A 23030-nucleotide genomic window follows, 5' to 3' on the forward strand; every position below is an offset into this window, starting at 1 on the left:
ATAAAATTTAGAAAGGGGTGAGCTTATGATAAGATACTACAAGACAATTAATGGAAACCTAGAAAGATTGGATGAATTCGAACCAAGTTGTTGGATAAATCTTACAGAGCCAACCTCAAATGAAATAGACGATATAAGCCAGCTATTGGAAATTGATGCAGATATTGTGGGTGCAGCCCTGGATAATGAAGAAAGTTCTAGAATAGAGTATGATGAAGATTACACCCTAATATTGATAGATATACCATTCGATATGTCAGACTCAAAATCTTCAAACTACGTAACAGTTCCAATCGGAATAATACTTGCAAAAGACTGTATCATTACCATTTGCTCCAAACAGTCAAGAATTATTAATGACTTTATAGTAGGTCATGTAAAGGACTTCTACACATATATGAAGACTAGGTTTATTCTGCAAATACTGTACAGGAATGCTACCTTCTACTTGCTATATCTTAGAAGGATTAACAATACTACCAACCTTATAGAGCAGGAAATCCACAATTCCATGAAAAATAAGGAGCTACTACAGTTATTGCAACTAGAGAAATCTCTCGTATACTTCTCAACATCACTTACTGCCAATGAAGCAACTTTGGATAGACTATTAAAGCTAAATGTAATAAAGCATTATGAAGAAGATGATGACCTTTTAGAGGACGTAATAATTGAAAATAAACAGGCTCTACAAATGTCAAAAATGTATGGAGATATACTTAGCAGAATTATGGATGCATTTAGTGCCATCATCAGCAACAACCAGAATAATGTAATGACCTACCTGACTGTAGTAACTATAGTTATGGCAATTCCAACTATTATTTCTGGTCTATTTGGTATGAATGTTGGTGGTATACCACTTGCACAACACCCATTTGGCTTTTGGATTGTAAATATAGTAACTATACTTATCTGTGTCCTATCAACTGCCTACTTGATAAAGAAAAGAATATTATAGGTTGGTGATATAATGCATGAACAAAATTATGAGAAATTATTACATATAAATACAACAAAGATCGAAACCAGGATGGATAAGAAAAAGCTATACAATAGATATGAACCAACGCCATATGAGGCTCTTATTAGTTTGTTTGATGAATATAGGGCAAATAATGATGATCACTTTGTAGATTTTGGTTCTGGCAAGGCTAGATTTGCTTTTCTGGTAAATTTTTTATTTAATTCATATTGTACCAGTGTAGAAATCAGCGAGGACTTCCACAAGATGGCTCTTAGCAACAAGAAAAACTACAGGCCTAGAAATATCTCTTCCAAGGACAAGTTATTTTTTGTGAATGGACCAGCAGAGAAGTACCAAATAAGCAGTTTTGAAAATAAGTTTTATTTTTTTAATCCCTTTGCCCTAAGTATATTTATCAGTGTTATCAATAATATATATAGGTCACTTGAAGATCAGCCCAGGGAAGTGGATATTATTCTTTATTATCCCTCATATGAGTATATCGATTACCTAGAAAATAGGACTAATTTCAAACTATACAAGGAAATATTTTTAGATAAGGCAAAAGATGACCCTAGAGAGAGGTTTGTCGTATACAGGTTGGGGGAGACCAAGTCAATTTACGATGATTGTTTTACAAATATATCTATCAAGTCTGTTTATTATAGAAACCTGACGCTTTTCAAAGATGACAAAAAAAGGTCACTGTAATTGGTGTTTTATACCAAAGACAGTGACCTTTACATTTAGTAGGTATATTTCTTTATCTTAGTCTATTACCTTGTTTTGTAGTGACCTGTTGTACTTAACCCTGTCCTGCTCGTTAAGAATCTTCTTTCTTAGTCTTATTGAGTCAGGTGTTACTTCTACTAGTTCATCATCATCTATAAATTCTAATGATTCTTCTAATGTAAATATCTTAGGTGGAGATAGCTTGATAGCATCATCTGAACCTGAAGCTCTGACATTTGACATCTTCTTGTTCTTACATGGATTTACTACCATGTCTTCCTTTCTAGAGTTCATACCTATAATCATACCTTCATATACATCGACAGCTGGATCTACAAATAGTATACCCCTTGATGATAGGGCATTTAAGGCGTAACCCATAGTCTTGCCGGCAGACTGAGATATTAGCACACCGTTTAGTCTTGATGGTATTTCACCCTTGTAATCATCAAACTTTTCGAATGATGAAAGTAGGGTACCTTCACCCCTAGTAGCATTTATAAATTCACTCCTATATCCAAGTAGACCTCTTGTAGGCACCAAGAATTCTATCTTGACATAGTTGCCATCTAGGATTTCCATTGATTCCATTAGACCCTTTCTAAGGTTTAATTCGTTGATTACCGTACCTGAGTATGTTTCTGGACAAGAAACTATAACTCTTTCTATCGGTTCTACAAGGTTGCCTTCTGGATCTCTATGCATCAATACCTGTGGCTTTGATACTCCTAGTTCATATCCTTCTCTTCTCATATTTTCTATCAATATTGAAAGGTGAAGCTCACCACGTCCGCTAACCCTGTATCCGTCTGTAGTTTCAAGTGGTTCTACCTTTAAACCTACATTTACTTCTAGCTCTTTTTCTAGTCTTTCCTTTATATGTCTAGTAGTTACGAACTTACCACTTCTACCTACGAATGGTGAATCATTAACCATAAAGTTCATAGATAGGGTAGGTTCCTCAATCAGGATAGCTCCCATAGGCATTGGCTTGTCGGAAGCACAGATAGTTTCACCTATAGCTATATCAGGTATGCCTGCTATAACTACCATTTCACCACTCATGGCCTCACTAGTTTCAACCTGCTTTAAACCTTCATATACAGATAACTTTGAAATCTTGCCCCTTCTTGGATCATGACCCTCAGAGCATATGCAAATCTGGTCTGCTGAGTTCAACTTACCCTTGAATACACGACCTATACCCAATCTACCTATATAGTCATCATAGGCTAGGGCAGATATCTGAACCTGTAAGTCTTCATCATCATAATCAGGGTAGGCATCTACATGGTTAATAATAGTTTCAAATAGAGGAGATAGGTCCTTGCCTTCATCTTCTAATTCCTTCAATGCAATTCCCTGCTTGGCTATACCGTATACGATAGGGAAGTCACACTGCTCGTCTGTAGCATTTAATTCTACAAATAGGTCAAATACTTCATTTACAACCTCTTCAGCCCTCTGGTCCTTCTTGTCTATCTTATTTATAAATAGGATAGGCCTTAGGCCCTGTTCCAATGACTTCTGTAGAACGAATCTAGTCTGAGGCATTGGTCCCTCTGTAGCATCTACAAGTAGGATAACTGTATCTACAGTCTTTAGTACACGTTCAACCTCAGAAGAGAAGTCACTATGGCCTGGTGTATCTACTATATTTATCTTGTATTCACCATGCCTGATTGAACAGTTCTTTGAGTAGATAGTGATACCCCTCTCCTGTTCTAGGTCGTTGCTGTCCATTACACAGTCCTTTACAACCTCATTATCTCTAAATACGCCACTCTGATTTAGGAAGGCATCTACTAGGGTAGACTTTCCGGCATCGACGTGGGCTATTACTGCTATATTAATTATATTATGCTTAATACTCACTAAAAAACGCTCCTTTTTAAATCTATATTCATTTTTAATCCAACTTTAATATTATACCAAATAAAAATAACTCTGTATAGAAGATTCTAAATAAAAAACCCTGATTTTCACATTTTAGCAAAGATCAGGGTAAAATCATCCTTATTTTTAGATAATTACTACTTTTTAGGCATAAAGTCATCATCCTTATTATATGATGTTACTAGATAGGTAAGTACAAAACCACATATCAAACCACCTATTATTGGAAACATTGGCATATCTGCACCCAGTATAAATTTGTAGATTAACCCACTCACTGAAGAAAAAACAGAAAATAGGGCTACAAATAACAATAAATTTCTCGTTGACTTGCTCATAAAGAATCCCTCCGTTTATTTAAAGATAAATGGATGGCCATAAGCATCCACATATATATTATAAGATAAATAGTCAAAAAATTCCATATTTATTTTTGCGTCTTGATTTAATATACCTTATAGGGGTATAATAGATATATAAATAAAAATAATTATGAATAGAGATTATGAATCTATTAGATATAGGAGGTAGACTATGATAGAACAAAATACAAATATAGAAAAGATAGATTTTACGGTTCTGGGTATGTCTTGTGCAGCCTGCTCAAAGTCTGCAGAGAGATCATTGAAAAAGACTGCCGGAGTCTCATCTGCTCTTGTAAATATAGCTACAGAAAAGGCCAGCGTTGAATACGATCCTCAAGTATGTAGTATAGATAATCTAAGGGCTGCCATAGAGAAGGCAGGCTTTAGGATGGAATTAGAAGACAAGGCTAGCGAGGAAGATGACGATACAAGCAGCTTTAAAAGGTTCTTGGTAGCTATAGTATTTGCTGCAATATTGTTTACCATTTCAATGGGGCCTATGGTTGGAATTAAGCTACCTAGTCTAATTTCGCCCCATGACAATCCATTAAATCATGCTTTGGTACAGGCTGTCCTAGCTCTAGTGGTCATGGTAGCTGGCAAGAAATTCTATATAAACGGATTCAAGTCCCTATACCACCTAGGTCCAAATATGGATTCTCTCGTAGCAGTATCCACATCTGCTGCCTTTATATACAGTATTATAAATACCTTTAAAATTGCCTATGAGCCTGGATTTGTAGAAACTATATTAGCTAGCGGCCACCACCTACCCCTATATTTTGAATCATGTGCTATGATTGTAGCCCTGATAATGCTTGGCAAGCACCTAGAAACTAGGAGCAAGTCTAAGACATCTGAAGCAATTAAATCCTTACTAGAACTTCAGGCCAAAACAGCTATAATAGAAGTTGACGGCATCGAAAAGGAGGTAGAAATAGACAGGGTAAGAGTAGGTGATATAGTAATCGTAAAACCAGGACAAAAGATACCCGTAGATGGTACTATTGTATATGGTTCAACTGCTATAGATGAATCAATGCTAACTGGTGAAAGTATTCCTGTTGAAAAAAATATTGGTGACATGGTTACTGGAGCCAGTATAAATAAAAATGGATATATAAAGTTTAGGGTAGAAAAGGTAGGTAAGGATACGACCCTTTCTCAAATCATCAAGCTAGTAGAAGATGCCCAAAATAGGAAGGCACCAATTGCCAAACTTGCTGATATAATTTCGGGATATTTTGTGCCAACGGTTATAGGAATAGCCCTTGCATCTGGTCTACTATGGCTACTAGTTGGTAGGTCCGGCTTTCAATTCGCCTTTACCATATTTATATCAGTCCTAGTGATTGCTTGCCCATGTGCCCTAGGTTTAGCTACACCAACTGCCATAATGGTAGGAACAGGTAGGGGGGCCGAAAATGGTATCCTTATAAAGGGTGGAGATTCGCTTGAATTAGCCCATAAAATAAGTACTGTAGCCTTTGATAAAACAGGTACTATCACAAATGGAAAACCAAAAGTAACTGCTGTAAAAATAATAGATAAAGGTATGAGCGATAAGGAAGTTATGGCATATGCAGGGTCAATTGAATCAAATTCTGAACACCCTCTAGCAGAGGCTATTGTAGAATATGCCCAAAAAATTGGTTCAAATACATACAACGTCAAAGATTTCACTAGCATAACCGGAATGGGAGTAGAAGCTCTTATAAATGGCCACAGAATTCATCTTGGTAACATAAAACTTATAAATAGTTACGGTTTTAATAAAGATTATTCTAGTATAGAATCAATGATAGATGACTATGCAAATAGAGGTAAAACACCAATTCTCTTGGCTATAGACGGTAACATTAAGGCCATAATAGCCGTTGCTGATACAATTAAGGAAGACAGTATAGAAACCATAGAAAAGCTCCACCAGATGGGTATAAAGGTTGCAATGATCACTGGTGACAACGAAAAAACTGCTCTTTCAATAGCTAATCAAGTTGGAATAGACATAGTCAGGGCGGATGTTCTACCATCAGAAAAATCACAGGTCATCAAAGAACTTCAGGCTAAGGGTGAATTTGTAGCTATGGTCGGTGACGGTATAAATGATGCTCCAGCCCTAGCCCAGGCAGATGTAGGTATAGCTATAGGTAATGGTACAGATGTTGCCATAGAATCAGCAGATATAGTATTGATGAAAAATAAATTGATGGATGTTCCTAACTCAATCAAACTGAGTAAAGAGACTATTAAAAATATTAAGCAAAATTTAGGTTGGGCCTTTGGTTATAATATAATAGGCATACCCTTTGCAGCGGGACTTGTTTATTTATTCGGAGGTCCTCTCCTAAACCCTATGATAGCAGCTGCAGCAATGAGTATGTCATCAGTCAGTGTAGTATCTAATGCTCTTAGACTAAGGAATTTTAAGACCTTTTAATAAATAGAGGCCAGGCATTCTAGTGATGTGACCCCAAATGTTAGATTTTTAAGTCCAATTTTTGGGAGTCGGTAAAAATGAATGCCTGACCTCTTTTTTATATGCTCTTTTTTATATGCTCTTTTTAATTAAACCGACCTCGACTTCTATATCTCAATCTTAATCTTAATACTTAGTGTATATCTATTACAGATTTATCCTTTAAGCCTAAAGACTTTAATTTTGCCAAAACCTCCTGATGATCTGGATGGTTTATATATGCTGGCAGTGCCTCAGATGAAGCCAAATCCACAAAAAGGATTATATCCATATTGTTTTCCTTGTCTTCTAAACAATTTATAGAAAACTTATAGCCTTCTATAACCTTGTGTGTATTTTCTAATTTTTCGTATGTTTCTTCCAATAACCTATCTACTTTGTCTAGGCAATCCCTATCCTCAAATTTGAACAGTACTATGTGCTTCATGATGAACCTCCTCTTGAATTCTCTATTTACCTTGATTATATAATAAAGTTCTATTATTTCCAATACTTTTTGTAATATAAGACTATATACAGACATTCCTTTACTAATATTCATATTATAACGAACTTTATTACTTGAATATTGACATAAAATTTGATATAATTATTTCATAGAATGCATGGAAAGATGCTATGTCTATTTAGTAAATTGATTCATATATCATTATATGATATAATACTATGATAAATGAGCTTGGGGAAGGGATAGAGATATGAATAGACAAAAAATTCTAATTGTAGAGGACGATAAAGACATATTGGAGTTAATGGCTGAATTTTTACAAGCTAAAAACTACATAGTTGATACTGCCACTAATGGTGTTGAATGCATTAAAAAGTTTAAAGAATCTGAGTACGATATGATTATCTTGGATGTAATGATGCCTAATTTAGATGGATATACTACTTGCAAGATAATTAGAAATACTTCCAATATTCCTATAATATTCCTAACTGCTTTGACTGATGAATCCGACCAAATAAAGGGTTTTGAACTTGGATGTGATGATTATATCACCAAGCCATTTTCATTTAACTTACTAGTAAAGAGGGTAGAGGCCGTTCTTAAAAGGAGTCAAAACGAAAATAAAAATACTTCTCTTGACTTTGAAGATATGTCTCTTGACTTGAACACCTATACTATAAAAGTTCAAGACAGGGTAGTTGAGTTGACCTTGAAAGAGTTTAATATACTTAAGGAACTAATAGAAAAATACCCACAAGTAATTACTAGAGAAACCCTTTTAGATAGCATATGGGGCTATGATTATTATGGGGACTCAAGAATAGTCGATGCACATATAAAGAATATTAGAAAGAAAATTGGTCTTCCATACATAAAGACTGTGAAAGGCATAGGTTATACACTTGAAAAACTTGAAAACTAGGTTAGAAAAAACTAGCATAAAGACCAAGGTATTCTTTACAACATCAATACTGGCCCTAACATTGGCAATATTGATTTTATCCTTAGTCTACTTGCTCTTACCACCTCATTATCAGAGGCAAAAAGAAGAGAATGCTGCCAAGCTAGTAGATAATATCTGCAGGGATGTCAATAACAAGTCTTTTCAAACTATTAAGAATAGGTTGGACAAGGTATCAAGTAGCAATGTTATGTACATAAGTCTTATGTCGCCGGACTCAAAACTCTTGTATGAAAAAAATGAATTCTTGATTCATATGAACAAGTACGAAGAGGTTAATTTTGACTTGGACAAGATAACCACTTTTGAAAAAATACGAGTAGCTGATAGAGAGGGTGAACACACTCTGAGGATAACTACCATTTTTTATCCTATGAAAGACACGGCGGATGCTATAAGAGGACTGTCACCAATGATTATTATAATAGTAATACTCTTATCATTCTTGGGTTCGTACATTTACTCCGAATTTATAACTAGTCCATTACTAAAAATTATTGATATGGAGCAGTACCAAATAGCTAAAAGAAAAAAATTTATAGGTGCTATTTCTCATGAGCTAAAGACTCCTATAACCATAATAAGTGGGCAATTGGAGGGTATGATCTATAATATAGGTAAATTCAAGGACAGGGATTTGTACCTCAAGAAATGTTATGATACTACCCAAGATCTTAAACTCCTAGTATACCAAATGATGGAACTATCTAAGAAGGAAATCTTGGATGCAACCTTGAATAGGTCCTATATATGTCTAGCGGATATAATAGAATCTGTATCAGAGAAACATAGGTTTTTATACGAAGAAAAGAGCATAAACTTTAGTTTGAATATGAAATCAAAAGGTTATATATACGCCTACAAAGACAGTGTTGTCACTGTCATGAACAACCTTATCAGTAATGCTATTAAGTATACGCCTGAGGGTTATTCAGTGATTATAGTTCTTGAAGAACAAAAGAGAAAATTTCAGGAACCTAAAATAATATTTACAATAGAAAACACTGGAGTTAGTTTGAGCAAGAAAGAACTCAAAAATGTATTTGAACCTCTATACAGGGTTGAAAGCTCTAGAAATAGGGACACAGGGGGTAGTGGTCTAGGCCTCTTCTTTGTGGGACAGATACTTTCAACTCAGGGATTTTCTTATGAAATGTTTTCAAGAGAGAATTCTATCGTTTTTAGAATAGAATTTAACTCTTAATATATTTTTATTATTTACAAATTATTTATTTTGAATTATGGAGGTACTAAATGAATTCAAACCAGAAAACTGCTAGTAGCCAGGGCTTGTTCCCTCTACTTTCTGAAAAAAATGTTAATATGAAAAAAGAGATATTGGCAGGTATCACAACATTTTTAACAATGGCTTATATTATAGCTGTTAACCCTAGTACACTAGCTGCTGCTGGCATGGATGCCGGTGCCCTAGTAACCGCTACATGTTTGGCTGCTGCACTTGGTTGTTTTATCATGGGATTTATGGCCAACCTACCATTCGCCCTTGCATCAGGTATGGGCTTGAACGCATTCTTTGCTTACACAGTTGTATTAAAGGGTGGAATTCCATGGGAAACTGCTCTTACTGCAGTATTTGTTGAAGGTATAATATTTATTTTCTTGACACTATTTAAGGTTAGAGAAGCGGTAGTAAACTCTATACCTCTAAATATGAAGCATGGTGTTACGGCAGGTATTGGTATATTTATAGCCTTTATAGGTCTAAAGGGATGTGGCCTTATCATTGCAAATGAAGCTACTTTCGTTAGTATGGGACATCTTTCACCAACCGTTATATTTGCCTTTATAGGTCTATTTGTAATCGGCGTAATGGACAAGAAGAATATGAAGGGATCTATACTGGCTGGTATAGCTGTTTCTTCTATTATGGCTTGGATATATGCTGCACTTAATCCAGAAATGGCAACTAAGTTGGGAATTTTCCTTCCTGCAGGTATCTTCAAGTTTGAATCAATCGCTCCAATAGCTGGTAAGGTTGACTTTGGATTCTTCTCACATCCAAAAGACATAGGTAACTTCTTCGTTATAGTTTGTACTTTCTTGTTTGTCGATTTCTTCGATACAGTAGGTACATTAGTTGGTGTTTGCTCTAAGGCAAATATGCTTGATGAAGATGGCAAGGTTCCTAATGTAGGTAGAGCCCTACTAGCTGACTCATTGGCTACTACTATAGGTGCCCTACTAGGTGTATCAACTGTTACTACATATGTTGAGTCATCTACAGGTGTTCTTGCTGGTGGCAAGACAGGTTATACAGCTATTACTGTAGGTGTACTATTCCTAATAGCTATGTTCTTCTCACCAATATTTATAGCTATTCCAGCTTGTGCAACTGCACCAGCCCTTATATATGTTGGTTACTTGATGATCAGTTCTCTACGTGAAGTAGACCTACACAACGTAACTGAAGGTCTTCCAGCCTTTATTACAGTAATCAGTATGGCCCTTACTTACAGTATAGGTGATGGTTTAACTATAGGTATCCTATCATATGTATTGATAAACTTAATATATAACATATTTGCTAAGCCTGAAGAAAGAGAAAAGATTTCTTTGGTAATGATAATTCTAGGAATTCTATTCTTGATTAAATTATTATTCTTATAAAATTAGTCAGGGATAAATATTAATTGACAAAAAACGTCAAATTGATATAATTAAATATAGATTAAATATCGAGGACTATTGTATATGTATTTATTCAATAGTCCTTTATCTTGAAAAAAATTATTTGATATAAATACGAGAGGAGATAATATGTTACAGGTAACTGATGTCGGCCTAAGATTTGGCGACAAGGAGCTATACAAGGAAGTAAACCTAAAATTTACAAAGGGTAATTGCTACGGTGTGATAGGAGCAAATGGGGCAGGAAAGTCCACTTTTCTAAAAATACTATCAGGAGAAATAGAACCCAATACGGGAGTAATATCAATCACAGAAAAGGAAAGAATGTCAGTCCTAAAGCAGGACCACTTTAAATATGACCAGTCTACTGTTTTGGATACAGTAATAATGGGCCACGAAAGACTTTGGACTATTATGAAGGAGAAGGACGCCCTATATATGAAGGAAGACTTTTCTGATGAAGATGGTATAAAGGCAGCTGAACTTGAAGGTGAATTTGCAGAACTAGATGGCTGGGATGCTGAGACAAATGCAGAAAAAATCTTGATGGGACTAGGTATCGAAAAAGACCTACACTATTCACTTATGTCTGAACTAACAGGAGCTGAAAAGGTCAAGGTCCTACTTGCTCAGGCCCTATTTGGAAGTCCTGAAATCCTTCTACTGGACGAGCCTACTAACCACTTGGACTATGCCTCTATAAAGTGGCTAAATGAGTTCATAATAGGCCTAGATGAGACAATAGTCATAGTTGTATCCCATGATAGACACTTCCTAAATACTATATGTACCCATATAGTAGACGTCGACTTTGGCAAGATTCAGTTGTATACTGGTAACTATGACTTCTGGTATGAATCAAGTCAGCTAGCCCTACAATTGATGAAAGACCAGAACAAGAAGGCAGAAGAAAAAATCGCCCAGCTAAAGGAATTTATAGCTAGATTCTCTTCTAACGCCTCTAAGGCCAAGCAGGCTACATCTAGAAAGAAGCAGCTTGAAAAGTTAAATATAGAGGAAATACAGCCTTCTAGAAGGAAGTACCCATACGTTGCCTTCAAACCTGAAAGAGAAATCGGTAATGAGGTCCTAGAGGTCCACAACATCACCAAGGTCATAGATGGAGTAAAGGTTTTGAATGATATATCATTTAGACTAGAAAATGACGACAAGGTAGTATTTATGGGGGATGATATGGCTTCTACAGCCCTATTCAATATCCTGTCAGAGAAGGATACTGACTTTGAAGGTAGCTTCAAGTGGGGTGTAACTACTTCACAGGACTATATGCCAAAGAACCACAATGAATACTTTGATGGCTGCGACCTATCTCTAGTTGATTGGTTGAGACAGTACTCTGAGGAAAAGAGTGAGTCATACATTAGAGGTTTCCTTGGTAGGATGCTATTTAGTGGAGATGAGGCCCTCAAGGAAGCCAATGTACTAAGTGGAGGAGAGAAGGTTAGGTGTATGCTATCAAAATTGATGCTATCTAATGCCAATGTGCTAATATTGGATGACCCAACCAACCACCTTGACCTTGAATCTATAACTTCAGTAAATAAGGCTCTAGAAGATTACAAGGGAGTTCTACTATTTACATCGCATGACCACCAGTTTATATCTTCTATAGCTAATAGGATCATATTTATCGGTGAGAATGGTATCCTAGACAGGAAGATGGACTTTGAAGACTTTATTGAAAGCGAAGAAATACAAGGCCTATTAAAGAAAATCGTCCAAGAGTAGCATTTCCTATAAAAGGTTTAAATCAAAAGCTATAAAAGGTTTAAGTCAAAAGCGTCATAATTATTCACAAATTTTATGTATATTAAATCCACTTAATTTTATAAGTATAACTATTGACACTTTTTATGCAAGTTTATATACTAGATTTACGACTTATATTTTAAAAAATCAAATACTTACGACTACAATAAATGAACTTTTAATCTAAGTCATTTATTGTAGTCATAAATTCTCAATTTTTCATTAGTAATATTCAAAAATATTTTTCAGTTTTTGGATATTATTAATTGTATTTTATGGGTAAAATATGTTATAATGATTTCGTTGGGATATGGTATATAAAAATCATAAGTTATGAACATGAATATCAAAGGAGGTGTAGTACTTGATTTATGGTTACTGTAGGGCAACTACAAGCAAACAAATAGAACTTGGTTATTTGGAAGAGCAAGAAGATCTTATAAAAGAAAGATATTTTGAGAGTATTGTTTTCAAAGAAACCTCACTTGATATGAATGTTAAACCTGAATTTGAAAAAGTTATAGATTTATTAGAACCGGAAGATATACTGGTTGTTACACAATTGGATAGGTTTGCTACTTCAATAGGTGATGCAATTGATATTATAACATCTATTAGGAACAAGCAGGCATCTATTCATATTTTGAATATTGGACTTATAGATTTTTCAATTTTAGGAAATATATTATTTGATACCTTATCTGCTGTAAATAATTTTGATAAGGCTCTTTTAGTAGAGAGAATTCAATCCGGCAAGAACAAAGCCAAAAAAACGAGTGGCTTTAAAGAAGGAAGACCAAAGAAGTTTACCCAGGAGCAAATACAAGAGGCTCTAGATATGCTTAACTCTTATTCATACAAGAAGGTAGAGGAATTGACTGGTATATCAAAGAGTACACTTATAAGAGCAAAAAAACAAACTGTAAGGTAAAATCTATGTATCTATATAGAGTATATAGCATATTTAATCCTGTGTATACGATTTAAAGAACGTGTAATTATACAGTTTAAAATTCAAAAAGTAATTATACTATTAACAGTTAACAGTAATTTTTATGGACTATTTAGGACCCTGTCTTAATTAGTCCATTTTTTAGGATATTTATACTTGAAAGGTGTTTTTATAATTGTATAAAATGGGTATATAATGTCTATCATTGAATATATTTTCCTGCTATAATTAGCAGGTGAGGAGGAATGGACATGTTTGATTTAGATAAAATTTTCAAAAATAAAAAACCTGGCTTTATAGGCATGAAAAATACAGTATATTCGATTGTAGTACCAGTAATACATATAAATAACGAGCAACACTTGATATTTCAGGTAAGGAATAAAAATCTAAAGGCACAACCTGGTGAAGTTTCTTTTCCCGGTGGCCAAGTCGAAGATGGTGAATCTCCTCTTGATGCAGCTATTAGAGAATTTTCTGAAGAAATGTGCTGTAGTCCAGACAAACTTCGCATAATTAATAAATTAGATACCTATATGGCAGCTGCCAAGGGTATAATCCACTGTTTTTTGGCCGAGGTTGATAAGGACTTCAGGCTTGATATTAAAAATGACGAAGTAGAGAGACTATTTACAGTACCTATTAGTTATTTTCTAAAAAACGAACCCCTTGTTCTAAACAATAAAATTAATATTAATCCAGGTGATGACTTTCCCTTTGACGAAATGAACATTCCCAGATCTTACTATTGGGGTAGTTTCACCTATCCAGTATCTTTTTATAAGATTGGCGAGACAGTTATATGGGGCATTACAGCCAATATTGTAAACAGTTTTTCAAAAAAACTAATATAACTTATCTTTAATTTGCATATTTGTGTTATAATTACTTATATATGATTGGAGAGATTAATTTGCAAAAGTATATTGGTCTCTTCACAGAATAAAACTTAAAAGGGGGAGCTTTTTGCTGAGAGGAATTTTTTCGACCCTTAAACCCATTGGATAATGCCAGTGTTGGAATTTTTTGTCTCACACTAGTGGGACTTTTTTTATTATACAAAAGGAGATGATAGACATGGTATTAGCAGATATCGCAGTTATGCCCTTGAGACCATATGGTAATGAGGAAGAAATGTACAAGGTAGTGGATGAGTGTATAGAGCTCATAAAAAAGAGTGGTTTAAAATATGAAATTGGTGCCAATTCTACGACTGTAGAAGGAGACCTAGATACTGTTTTTGACTTAGGAAAAAGGGTGCACCTTGTTCCATTTGAACTTGGTTGCGAAAGGGTCATCACAATATTTAGGATAGACCAGAAAAAGGGTGGATTATCTATTGATGAAAAGCTTAAACACCACAGATAGGATTAAGAATTTTGCCTATCCATTGGCGACATTTATAGGTTTGATAATTTTATGGGAAGTGTCTGTAGATAAATTTTCCATACCTTCCTATATACTGCCTAGTCCCCAGGATATTTATACAGAATTCGTCAATGACTGGCAGGTTTTGTCCATGCACAGTAGGGTTACTTTATTGGAAACACTTATAGGCTTATCTATTTCCGTAGTTATTTCTCTATTTATTGGTATGATTATGGATTTTGTGCCCCTTATCAAGAAGTGTTTCCAACCTATCATGTATGTAACCCAGATGATACCTACAATAACTATAGCACCTCTTTTGGTGATTTGGTTTGGGTTTGGGATCAAGTCCAAGGTCTTATGTGTTATTTTGACCTGCTTTTTCCCTATGCTGATTAATTTTATGGACGGTATGGATAGTATAGATAGGGACCTTTTAAACCTCTTCAAAATCATGAAGGCTGATAGGTTTAAGACCTTTTTTCACCTAAAGTTTCCAATGGCCATGGACAAGTTTTTTACCGGACTAAAGATTTCTTCTACCTATGCCTTTGTAGCAGCAACCGTTGCAGAATGGCTGGGTGGTAGTGCAGGTTTAGGTGTATATATGGTCAGGGCCAAAAGTTCCTACGCCCTTGACAAGGTATTTGCCTGCACCATACTAGTTGTAATATTCAGCTTATTGTTTGTAGGACTTATTTCAATATTAAAAAAGATATTTATAAAATGGAGGTAAATATGAAAGTAAAGAAAATTTTATCATTGGCCTTAGTTGGTATGCTAGCTATAGCTAGTTTGTCTGCTTGTTCAGACGGCAAGGATGCAGGAAAGGGAGGAAATGGTGACAAGCTAGAAAAGGTAACTCTAATGCTTGACTATACACCTAATACAAACCATACAGGTATATACTTAGCCAAGGAAAAAGGCTACTACAAGGACCTTGGTATAGATTTAGATATTTTACAGCCATCGGATAGTGACTCAGCAACACTAGTCGCTAGTGAGAAGGCCCAGTTTGGTGTTAGCTACCAGGAGGATGTAACATATGCATTGACAAGAGAGAAAGACCCTCTTCCAGTTAAAGCCATAGCTACAATTATCCAGCACAATACATCTGGTTTTGCTGCTCCAGCTGACAAGAAAATCAAGACTGCCAAGGACTTTGAAGGCAAGACATATGGAGGATGGGGTTCTCCATCAGAAGAGGCCATCATCAAACTTGCCATGGAAAAGAAGGGTGCAGACTTTAGCAAGTTAAATAGGGTAGATATAGGTCAGGATGACTACTTTACTGCTACTAAGAAAAATATAGATTTCGCTTGGATATTCGAGGCATGGACAGGTGTAGAGGCCAAGCTAAAGAATATGGACCTAGACTATATTCCTATCAAGGACATAGACCCAGCCCTAGACTACTACACACCAATACTAATCACAAACAACAAAACTATAAAGGAAAACCCAGACCTAGTTAAGAAATTTATGAAGGCAACTAGCAAGGGTTATGAAGAAGCTATCAAGGATCCTGCAGCTGCGGCTGAAATACTTAGCAAGGCTGTTCCAGAACTTGACAAGAACCTAGTAAAGGCAAGTCAGGACTACTTGGCCAAGCTATACAAGGATGACGCTCCTAGATGGGGTGAAATGAAGGCTGATGTATGGAAGAACTATGCCAAGTTCATGCAGGATAATGGTCTAATTAAAAAACCTTTAAATGTTGATGAGGCTTTCACAAATGAATTCTTACCAGAAGCAAAATAAGATAGTCTTTGAAAATATCAGCAAGTACTATGGTGATACAAAAATTTTGGATGATATCAGCCTCTATATAAATGAGGGTGAACTAGTAGCTATAGTAGGCCCAAGTGGTTGTGGTAAGTCTACCATATTCAATATAATGGCAGGACTCAGCCATCAATCTTCGGGGAATTTTACAATTGATGGCAAGCTCAGCTATATGTATCAGAAGGACCTCTTGCTACCCTACAAAAGCATCCTAGACAATGTTGCCCTGCCAATGATAATAGAAGGCCAGTCAAGAACCAAGGCTAGAGATCTTGTAAAACCCTACTTCAAGACATTTGAACTAGAGGGCTACGAAAATATGTACCCCCATGAATTGTCAGGTGGTATGAGGCAGAGGGCCAACTTTATGAGGACCTACTTTTCATCAAGTGATATCATCCTTTTGGACGAGCCATTTGGAGCCCTCGATTCTATTACCAAGGCCTCTATACAGGACTGGTTTCTAAAAGTTAGGAAAAAGATGAATTCAACCATCTTCCTCATAACCCACGATATAGATGAGGCCATTCATCTGGCTGACAGGATCTATGTTGTATCAAATAAGCCAGCCCATATCAAGGAAGAAATTTCCCTTTATCCAGATAATTTTGATAAGGGTGACATGGAAAATGTGGCCAAGCTAAAGGCCCATATAATGGACCTAATCAGGTCCTAGTATTCGCTATATCTTGTCTGTATCACTTGGTATAGACGGACATATATAGAAAATTTAATAGTGCTTAAAAGACCAACCTCAAAAGTATGCTAACTCCCTAAAGTTTATAGCTTTTGCAGGTTGGTTTTTTGTCAAGTCTTATTGAAATATGATATAATTAAATATTGAGAAATAAGACGGAGGTAGTCATGAATATAGATAGAGAAAAACTTTCACCCATGATGAAAAAATACTTAGAAACAAAGGATGAATATCCTGATTGTATTCTTTTTTATAGATTAGGGGACTTTTATGAGATGTTCTTTGATGATGCCCTGCTTGCATCCAAGATATTAGATATTGCTCTTACAGGTAAGGCCTGTGGGCTAGAGGAGAGGGCTCCCATGTGTGGAGTACCCTATCATTCAGCATCTTCATATCTTAGCAAGCTAGTAGAAGCAGGCTACAAGGTTGCAATTGGCGAGCAGGTTGAAGATCCCGCAACTGCCAAGGGACTGGTAAAAAGAGCAGTAGTAAAGATCGTTACCCCTGGAACCTTACTAGAGGATGATTCACTAGAGAGGACATCCAACAAATATTTGATGGCCATCTACTGTCATGGTCAGGATGCTTCCATCGCCTATGTGGACATCAGTACAGGTGAATTAAACGCTTCATTGATGCCTATTGACAAGGTAAAAAACGAGGTGGCTAAAATTCTTCCTAGTGAGATAATATCAAATAGTCACGATATTTTGTCCTCTTTGACACCTATATCGGATATGGCCAACATATACCTAAACCAGGACTTTGATTCGGTCCTACTAGACGATAAGATAGTCGGTGATACCTTTGACCAGGCCTATCTGGACAAGCTGGGTCTAGGGAAAGATAATTTGATAATATATTCTCTAGCCATTGTCCTAAACTATATCACTAGAACCCAGATGATGAAGGATAGCAATATAAATACAATAAATATCTATCAATCGGGAGACTATATGGTCTTGGACCTATTTACCCGTATCAACTTAGAGTTGACTAAAACAATCAGGTCAAACAAGAAAAAGGGGAGCCTACTCCAGGTCCTAGATGCCACATCTACACCAATGGGGTCTAGAATGCTTAAGAAGCAAATCGAACAACCCCTTATAAACAAGGATATGATAGACCACCGCCTGGATGTCACTCAGGAGATAAAAGACGACTACATATTGACAGATGAGCTAAAGACATCCGTATCGTCTATTTTTGACCTAGAGAGAATATGTGCCAAGATAGCCTATGATAGGGTATCTCCCAAGGACCTAGTCAACCTAAAAAACAGTATTGGAGTCCTTCCGTCCATTATAGAAACCATATCAAATTCTAGTGCCAGTGGTCTAAAATCCTTTATAAGTGGTTTGGACTGCCTAGACGATATATACGAGCTTGTAAACAAGTCAATTATGGATGCCCCATCACAGGGCATAAAGGATGGAAATGTTATAAAGGCAGGATATTCTGAAGAACTGGATCAGCTGAGAGATATCTCTCAAAATGGTGCCTTTATGATAAAGGATATAGAGCAGAGAGAAAGAGAAAAAACAGGAACCAAGTCTCTTAAGATAGGTTATAACAAGGTCTTTGGCTACTATATAGAAATTACCAAGGCTGCCCTTGTGCAAATGGATATAGACGAGTCCTATATCAGAAAGCAGACCCTGGTAAATGCCGAAAGATTTATTACACCTGAGCTAAAAGAAATTGAAGATAAGATATTAAATGCTGAAGACAAGATAAAGACTATGGAATATGAATTCTTCAAGGAAATCCGTAACGAAATATATAAAAACATAGAGAGGATACAGATTGTCGCATCAAAGATAGCCCAACTAGACCTCTATTTGTCCAATGCAATAATAGCCAATAGGTACAAGTATACGAGACCTAGCATAAATCAGGAAGGAATATTATATATAGATGGTGGTAGGCATCCAGTAATTGAACAGATTATCGGAGAAGAGAACTTTATAGATAATGATACAAGTATTGGATACGACAATATGATAAATATTATAACAGGCCCAAATATGTCTGGTAAGTCTACCTATATGAGGCAGGTTGCCCTTATTACACTCATGGCCCATATCGGTTCATTTGTACCAGCTAGGTCTGCAAATATACCTATAGTAGACCGCATTTTTACAAGGGTTGGGGCAAGTGATGACCTTGCCCAAGGCCAGTCTACCTTTATGGTTGAAATGGATGAGGTTAGTCAAATCCTATCGAATGCTACTAAAGACAGTTTGATTATCCTAGATGAGATAGGAAGGGGAACCAGTACCTATGACGGTATCTCCCTAGCCTGGTCAATAGTAGAATATATCCATAAAAATATAGGTGCCAAAACCCTGTTTGCAACCCACTACCATGAATTAACTGACCTTGAAGGCAAGTACCCAAGGATTCAAAATCACTCTGTCTCAGTACAGGAAGATGGTGAAGATGTGGTATTCTTGAGAAAGATTGTCCAGGGGGCTGCCGATAAGAGTTATGGTATATACGTTGCCAAGCTGGCAAAACTCCCTGACCAAGTGATAGAAAGGGCGGACCAGATACTAGCTGAGCTAGAAAAAAAACATATAGAAAACTCAGCCAGCATAGACCAATCAAACAAAGATGATATACAACTAAGTTTTGATACGCTATTAAATCCCGCTCAAAAATCCCCAAGTAAAATAAAGGATACAAATCTGCTTAAAGAAACAGACGAAAGAGCAGAATTCCATATTTCTACAATTAAATCAGAGTCATTTGACAATTTAAAGATAATTAATGACTCATATAAAGTCTTTATTGAAGAGATATTGGATATAGATATCATGAATTCTACACCTATGGATATCATGAATACTATGTACGAGTTACAGAAAAAGGCAAAAAAAATAAGTAAGAATTAGGAGGTGGCCATGGCTAAGATAAATATATTAGACGATTCAACTATAAACAAAATAGCTGCCGGAGAAGTAATAGAGAGGCCATCATCTATCATCAAAGAAGTTGTTGAAAACTCTCTTGATGCAGGTGCTAGCAGTATCTCCATTCAGATAGAAAATGCTGGCAAGGACCTGATTAAGATTATTGACAATGGTTCTGGTATAGAGGCTGACGATATAAACAAGGCATTTTTGAGGCACGCCACTAGCAAGATATCTAGGGCAGAGGACCTGTCTAGCCTTCATTCACTTGGTTTCAGGGGGGAGGCCCTTGCCTCTATAGCCGCTGTATCCAAGGTAGATATGGTTACTAAGACCAAATATGCCCTTATGGCTACTCGACTAATTATAAGTGGTGGCAAAGTAGAGTCAAAGAGCCCAACAAGTGCAAAACAAGGTACTCAACTATCAATAAGGGACCTCTTCTACAATGTGCCTGCCAGGAGAAAATTTTTAAAGTCCAACCATGCGGAGAGTATAAATATTACTGACCTAGTAAATAAGCTGGCTATAGGAAATCCTGGTGTCAGTATTAAATATACAAACAACGGTAAGACTATATTTGAAACACTTGGAGATGGTAACCTCTACAATACTATCCGTATGATTTATGGGAAGAATGTCAGTGACCACCTGATAAAAATAGACTACCAGTCCAATTACTACAAAATTTCTGGCTTTATAGCCAACAACAATATATATAGGTCAAATAGGAACAACCAATTGATATTTATAAACGGAAGGTATGTAAAGAGCCCTAATATAATGAATGCAATAAATTCTGCCTATAAGGACATCATACCTATAAACAAGTATCCAGTTTATTTTATAAACCTTGAAATAGACCCAGCCAAGATAGACGTAAATATTCACCCCAGCAAGCTGGAGGTAAAATTTGATAACGAGGGTCCTATCCTTGAAGACCTTGGCGACTATATTAGAGGGAGTCTCCTTAAAAATAGCCTAGTAGGTAGGTATAGGAGTAAAAAGTCTGAAAGGTCAACTTACGAGTCCAACGATACATTTAGGTCATTTGATTCCTTCTCATATTCGAAAAAAGAGCAGGAAACAAACTTAAATCTAGTAAGGGAAAATGGACAAGAGGCCTTTAGGTCCGGCGAGCCTTCTCAAAAAGAGGATAAAATATCGCCTCTAGAAGTTTCTGAATCTGTGGAAGTAAGACAATCCTATACAGAGTCCAATGTCAAACCACTTGACCAGGCAATTAACCTAAAAGATATCAAGTCCCTAGATATGGTAAGGAAAGAAAATCCATCAATCAATATAGATGAAACTAGCGCCAATTCATATAAATCCACTAGAGATATGAATACAATAACTGACACTCATATAAGTCCTAGTCAAGAGGGCCAGCTTTCCTTTATGGATGGTCAAGAAGATGAAAGAGATGAATTTAAAGATCTTAACTATATTGGTATATTATTCAACACATATATCATATTTTCCAAGGGTGAGCAGATGTACCTTATGGACCAACACGCAGCCCATGAAAGAGTCCGCTTTGAAATGTATATGAAGAGTTTTAAGTCCGACTCAATCAGGATTCAATACCTACTAGACCCCATAATAATGGATCTTTCACCAGTAGATATGGAGATAGCCAGTCGCAACATTGACCTATTCGAAAGATATGGCTTTATTGTAGAGATCTTTGGTCACAAAAATATAAGCGTAAGAGGCCTTCCAAATACATTTGGTAGACCTGAATCTGAAAAATTCATTTATGAGCTAATAGACAAGTTTTCCGACTTTGCTAAGTCCTCAAAAAAAGACAGTATATATGATAGCAAGTATGATGAAATAGCTGAAATAGCTTGCAAGTCTGCCATCAAGGCCAATGACAAGCTAGACTATAATGAGGTAATGGCCCTACTCGAATCATTGAAGAAGTGTCAAAACCCCTATACCTGCCCACATGGAAGACCTGTAATGGTATCCATCAGCAAGTATGATATAGAAAAGATGTTTAAGAGAAAGATGTAGTAGGCTAATCCCAGAAAGGAGCTAATATGGAAAATAAAATACCAATTCTTATACTGACTGGTCCAACTGCAGTTGGCAAGACAGACCTATCTATCAAGTTGGCAAAAATCCTAAACGCTGAAATCATATCGGCTGATTCCATGCAAATATATAGGTATATGGACATAGGAAGTGCCAAGGTCAGCCCCCAGGAAATGAATGGAGTAGTCCACCATATGATAGATATCATAGACCCCGACCAGGATTTTTCAGTATCTGAATTCAAGGACAGGGCAGAAGCCATAATAGAAGATATACATTCCAGGGACAAGCTGGCAATAATAACCGGTGGTACAGGCCTATACTTAAATTCAATCCTCTTCGATATGGACTTTGGCCAGTCAGAATCAGATCCAAAAATAAGAAAAGAGCTTGAAAATATATTGGAAGAAAAGGGTATAGACTACCTTCATTCAATTCTTGAAGAAATTTCGCCTAAAACAGCCGAACGAATCCACAAAAATAATACTAAGAGGGTCATCAGGGCCATAGAAGTATATAGGTCTGGTGGAGAACTAGGTGATTTTTCAAAAGACCTAAGATTAAATGAAAAATACCAGGCCCATACCATTGTATTAAATAGGGATAGGGTCCACCTCTATGAACGTATTAACTACAGGGTTGACCTTATGTTTGATAATGGCCTCTTAGATGAAGTCCAAGAACTACACAAGAAGGGCTATACAAAGGACATGACATCAATGAAGGGTATAGGTTATAAGGAAGTACTAGACTATTTTGATGGGCTGGTGACTCTAGAAGATGCCAAAAACTCGATCAAGCAGTCATCTAGAAGGTATGCAAAAAGGCAGATAACCTGGTTTAAGAAGTACCCTGACGCCCTTTGGATTGACCTTGATGAGATAAGTGAAATTAACGACCAGATAAGTATGATCAAGGATTTTTTAAAAAATAAATAAGCACAAATCCTCTTACTCACTTGCTTCTTATATAGAATCAAGCTTCCATAAGTAGGACT

The 23030-nt window shown here is 36.2% G+C and carries 19 protein-coding genes; 16 read left to right on the forward strand and 3 right to left on the reverse strand.

Going from position 1 to position 23030, the window contains the following annotated elements; translation table 11 throughout:
• The first annotated feature begins 25 nt into the window (after positions 1 to 25).
• Both HMPREF1639_RS00165 and HMPREF1639_RS00170 read left to right on the forward strand, forming a co-directional pair.
• Complete coding sequence (locus tag HMPREF1639_RS00165; RefSeq protein WP_036761936.1) at positions 26 to 961, forward strand: magnesium transporter CorA family protein; 936 nt, start codon at positions 26 to 28, stop codon at positions 959 to 961.
• A 72-nt stretch (positions 962 to 1033) separates the two neighbouring features.
• Positions 1034 to 1678 (forward strand): SAM-dependent methyltransferase, encoded by a 645-nt coding sequence (locus HMPREF1639_RS00170; protein ID WP_156955913.1) that lies wholly within the window; start codon positions 1034 to 1036, stop codon positions 1676 to 1678.
• Positions 1679 to 1735: 57 nt separating this feature from the next.
• On the opposite strand, the gene typA is transcribed toward HMPREF1639_RS00170, so the two are convergent.
• Positions 1736 to 3574 carry a translational GTPase TypA gene (typA, locus tag HMPREF1639_RS00175; protein WP_036761942.1) on the reverse strand — a complete coding sequence of 613 codons (1839 nt, stop codon included), beginning with the start codon at positions 3572 to 3574 and terminating at the stop codon, positions 1736 to 1738.
• Between the two features lie 158 nt (positions 3575 to 3732).
• A complete protein-coding gene (locus HMPREF1639_RS00180) occupies positions 3733 to 3933 on the reverse strand; it encodes a hypothetical protein (protein WP_036761945.1) in 201 nt (66 codons plus the stop codon).
• A 196-nt stretch (positions 3934 to 4129) separates the two neighbouring features.
• Between HMPREF1639_RS00180 and HMPREF1639_RS00185 the strand changes: the two genes are divergently transcribed.
• Positions 4130 to 6400 carry a heavy metal translocating P-type ATPase gene (locus HMPREF1639_RS00185; protein ID WP_036761947.1) on the forward strand — a complete coding sequence of 757 codons (2271 nt, stop codon included), beginning with the start codon at positions 4130 to 4132 and terminating at the stop codon, positions 6398 to 6400.
• Between the two features lie 172 nt (positions 6401 to 6572).
• Here the strand turns inward: HMPREF1639_RS00185 and HMPREF1639_RS00190 are convergent, their stop codons facing one another.
• Positions 6573 to 6866: a Dabb family protein gene (locus tag HMPREF1639_RS00190; RefSeq protein ID WP_036761950.1), complete on the reverse strand. Its 294-nt coding sequence runs from the start codon at positions 6864 to 6866 to the stop codon at positions 6573 to 6575.
• A 271-nt stretch (positions 6867 to 7137) separates the two neighbouring features.
• Between HMPREF1639_RS00190 and HMPREF1639_RS00195 the strand changes: the two genes are divergently transcribed.
• The 13 genes from HMPREF1639_RS00195 (at position 7138) to miaA (ending at position 22971) form a co-directional block, all read left to right on the forward strand.
• Entirely contained in the window at positions 7138 to 7812 is a 675-nt protein-coding gene (locus HMPREF1639_RS00195) for a response regulator transcription factor (protein ID WP_036761952.1), read from the forward strand.
• The gene (locus tag HMPREF1639_RS00200; protein WP_207640733.1) at positions 7802 to 9055 is read left to right on the forward strand and encodes a sensor histidine kinase; all 1254 of its coding nucleotides are present in this window, start codon (positions 7802 to 7804) and stop codon (positions 9053 to 9055) included. The genes HMPREF1639_RS00195 and HMPREF1639_RS00200 overlap by 11 nt, the downstream gene beginning before the upstream one ends.
• Positions 9056 to 9105: 50 nt before the next feature.
• Positions 9106 to 10479: an NCS2 family permease gene (locus HMPREF1639_RS00205; protein ID WP_036761955.1), complete on the forward strand. Its 1374-nt coding sequence runs from the start codon at positions 9106 to 9108 to the stop codon at positions 10477 to 10479.
• A gap of 150 nt (positions 10480 to 10629) precedes the next feature.
• Positions 10630 to 12249: an ABC-F family ATP-binding cassette domain-containing protein gene (locus HMPREF1639_RS00210; RefSeq protein WP_036761957.1), complete on the forward strand. Its 1620-nt coding sequence runs from the start codon at positions 10630 to 10632 to the stop codon at positions 12247 to 12249.
• 385 nt (positions 12250 to 12634) lie between these two features.
• Positions 12635 to 13201 carry a recombinase family protein gene (locus HMPREF1639_RS00215; protein WP_036761958.1) on the forward strand — a complete coding sequence of 189 codons (567 nt, stop codon included), beginning with the start codon at positions 12635 to 12637 and terminating at the stop codon, positions 13199 to 13201.
• Positions 13202 to 13473: 272 nt separating this feature from the next.
• Positions 13474 to 14076, forward strand: a complete 603-nt coding sequence (locus HMPREF1639_RS00220) for an NUDIX hydrolase (protein WP_036761960.1) — start codon at positions 13474 to 13476, stop codon at positions 14074 to 14076.
• 223 nt (positions 14077 to 14299) lie between these two features.
• Positions 14300 to 14590, forward strand: coding sequence for an MTH1187 family thiamine-binding protein (locus HMPREF1639_RS00225; protein ID WP_036761962.1), 291 nt, complete (start codon positions 14300 to 14302; stop codon positions 14588 to 14590).
• Complete coding sequence (locus HMPREF1639_RS00230) at positions 14565 to 15326, forward strand: ABC transporter permease (RefSeq protein WP_036761966.1); 762 nt, start codon at positions 14565 to 14567, stop codon at positions 15324 to 15326. The genes HMPREF1639_RS00225 and HMPREF1639_RS00230 overlap by 26 nt, the downstream gene beginning before the upstream one ends.
• A 2-nt stretch (positions 15327 to 15328) precedes the next feature.
• Entirely contained in the window at positions 15329 to 16351 is a 1023-nt protein-coding gene (locus tag HMPREF1639_RS00235) for an ABC transporter substrate-binding protein (protein WP_036761969.1), read from the forward strand.
• Positions 16326 to 17051, forward strand: coding sequence for an ABC transporter ATP-binding protein (locus HMPREF1639_RS00240; RefSeq protein WP_036761975.1), 726 nt, complete (start codon positions 16326 to 16328; stop codon positions 17049 to 17051). The genes HMPREF1639_RS00235 and HMPREF1639_RS00240 overlap by 26 nt, the downstream gene beginning before the upstream one ends.
• Positions 17052 to 17239: 188 nt before the next feature.
• Entirely contained in the window at positions 17240 to 19972 is a 2733-nt protein-coding gene (mutS, locus tag HMPREF1639_RS00245; protein WP_036761976.1) for a DNA mismatch repair protein MutS, read from the forward strand.
• A gap of 9 nt (positions 19973 to 19981) precedes the next feature.
• Positions 19982 to 22012 (forward strand): DNA mismatch repair endonuclease MutL, encoded by a 2031-nt coding sequence (mutL, locus tag HMPREF1639_RS00250; RefSeq protein WP_036761980.1) that lies wholly within the window; start codon positions 19982 to 19984, stop codon positions 22010 to 22012.
• Between the two features lie 26 nt (positions 22013 to 22038).
• Complete coding sequence (miaA, locus tag HMPREF1639_RS00255) at positions 22039 to 22971, forward strand: tRNA (adenosine(37)-N6)-dimethylallyltransferase MiaA (protein WP_036761981.1); 933 nt, start codon at positions 22039 to 22041, stop codon at positions 22969 to 22971.
• Positions 22972 to 23030 lie beyond the last annotated feature (59 nt).

Origin of the sequence: Peptostreptococcus sp. MV1 (assembly GCF_000758885.1) — a bacterium.
GTDB lineage: Bacteria > Bacillota > Clostridia > Peptostreptococcales > Peptostreptococcaceae > Peptostreptococcus.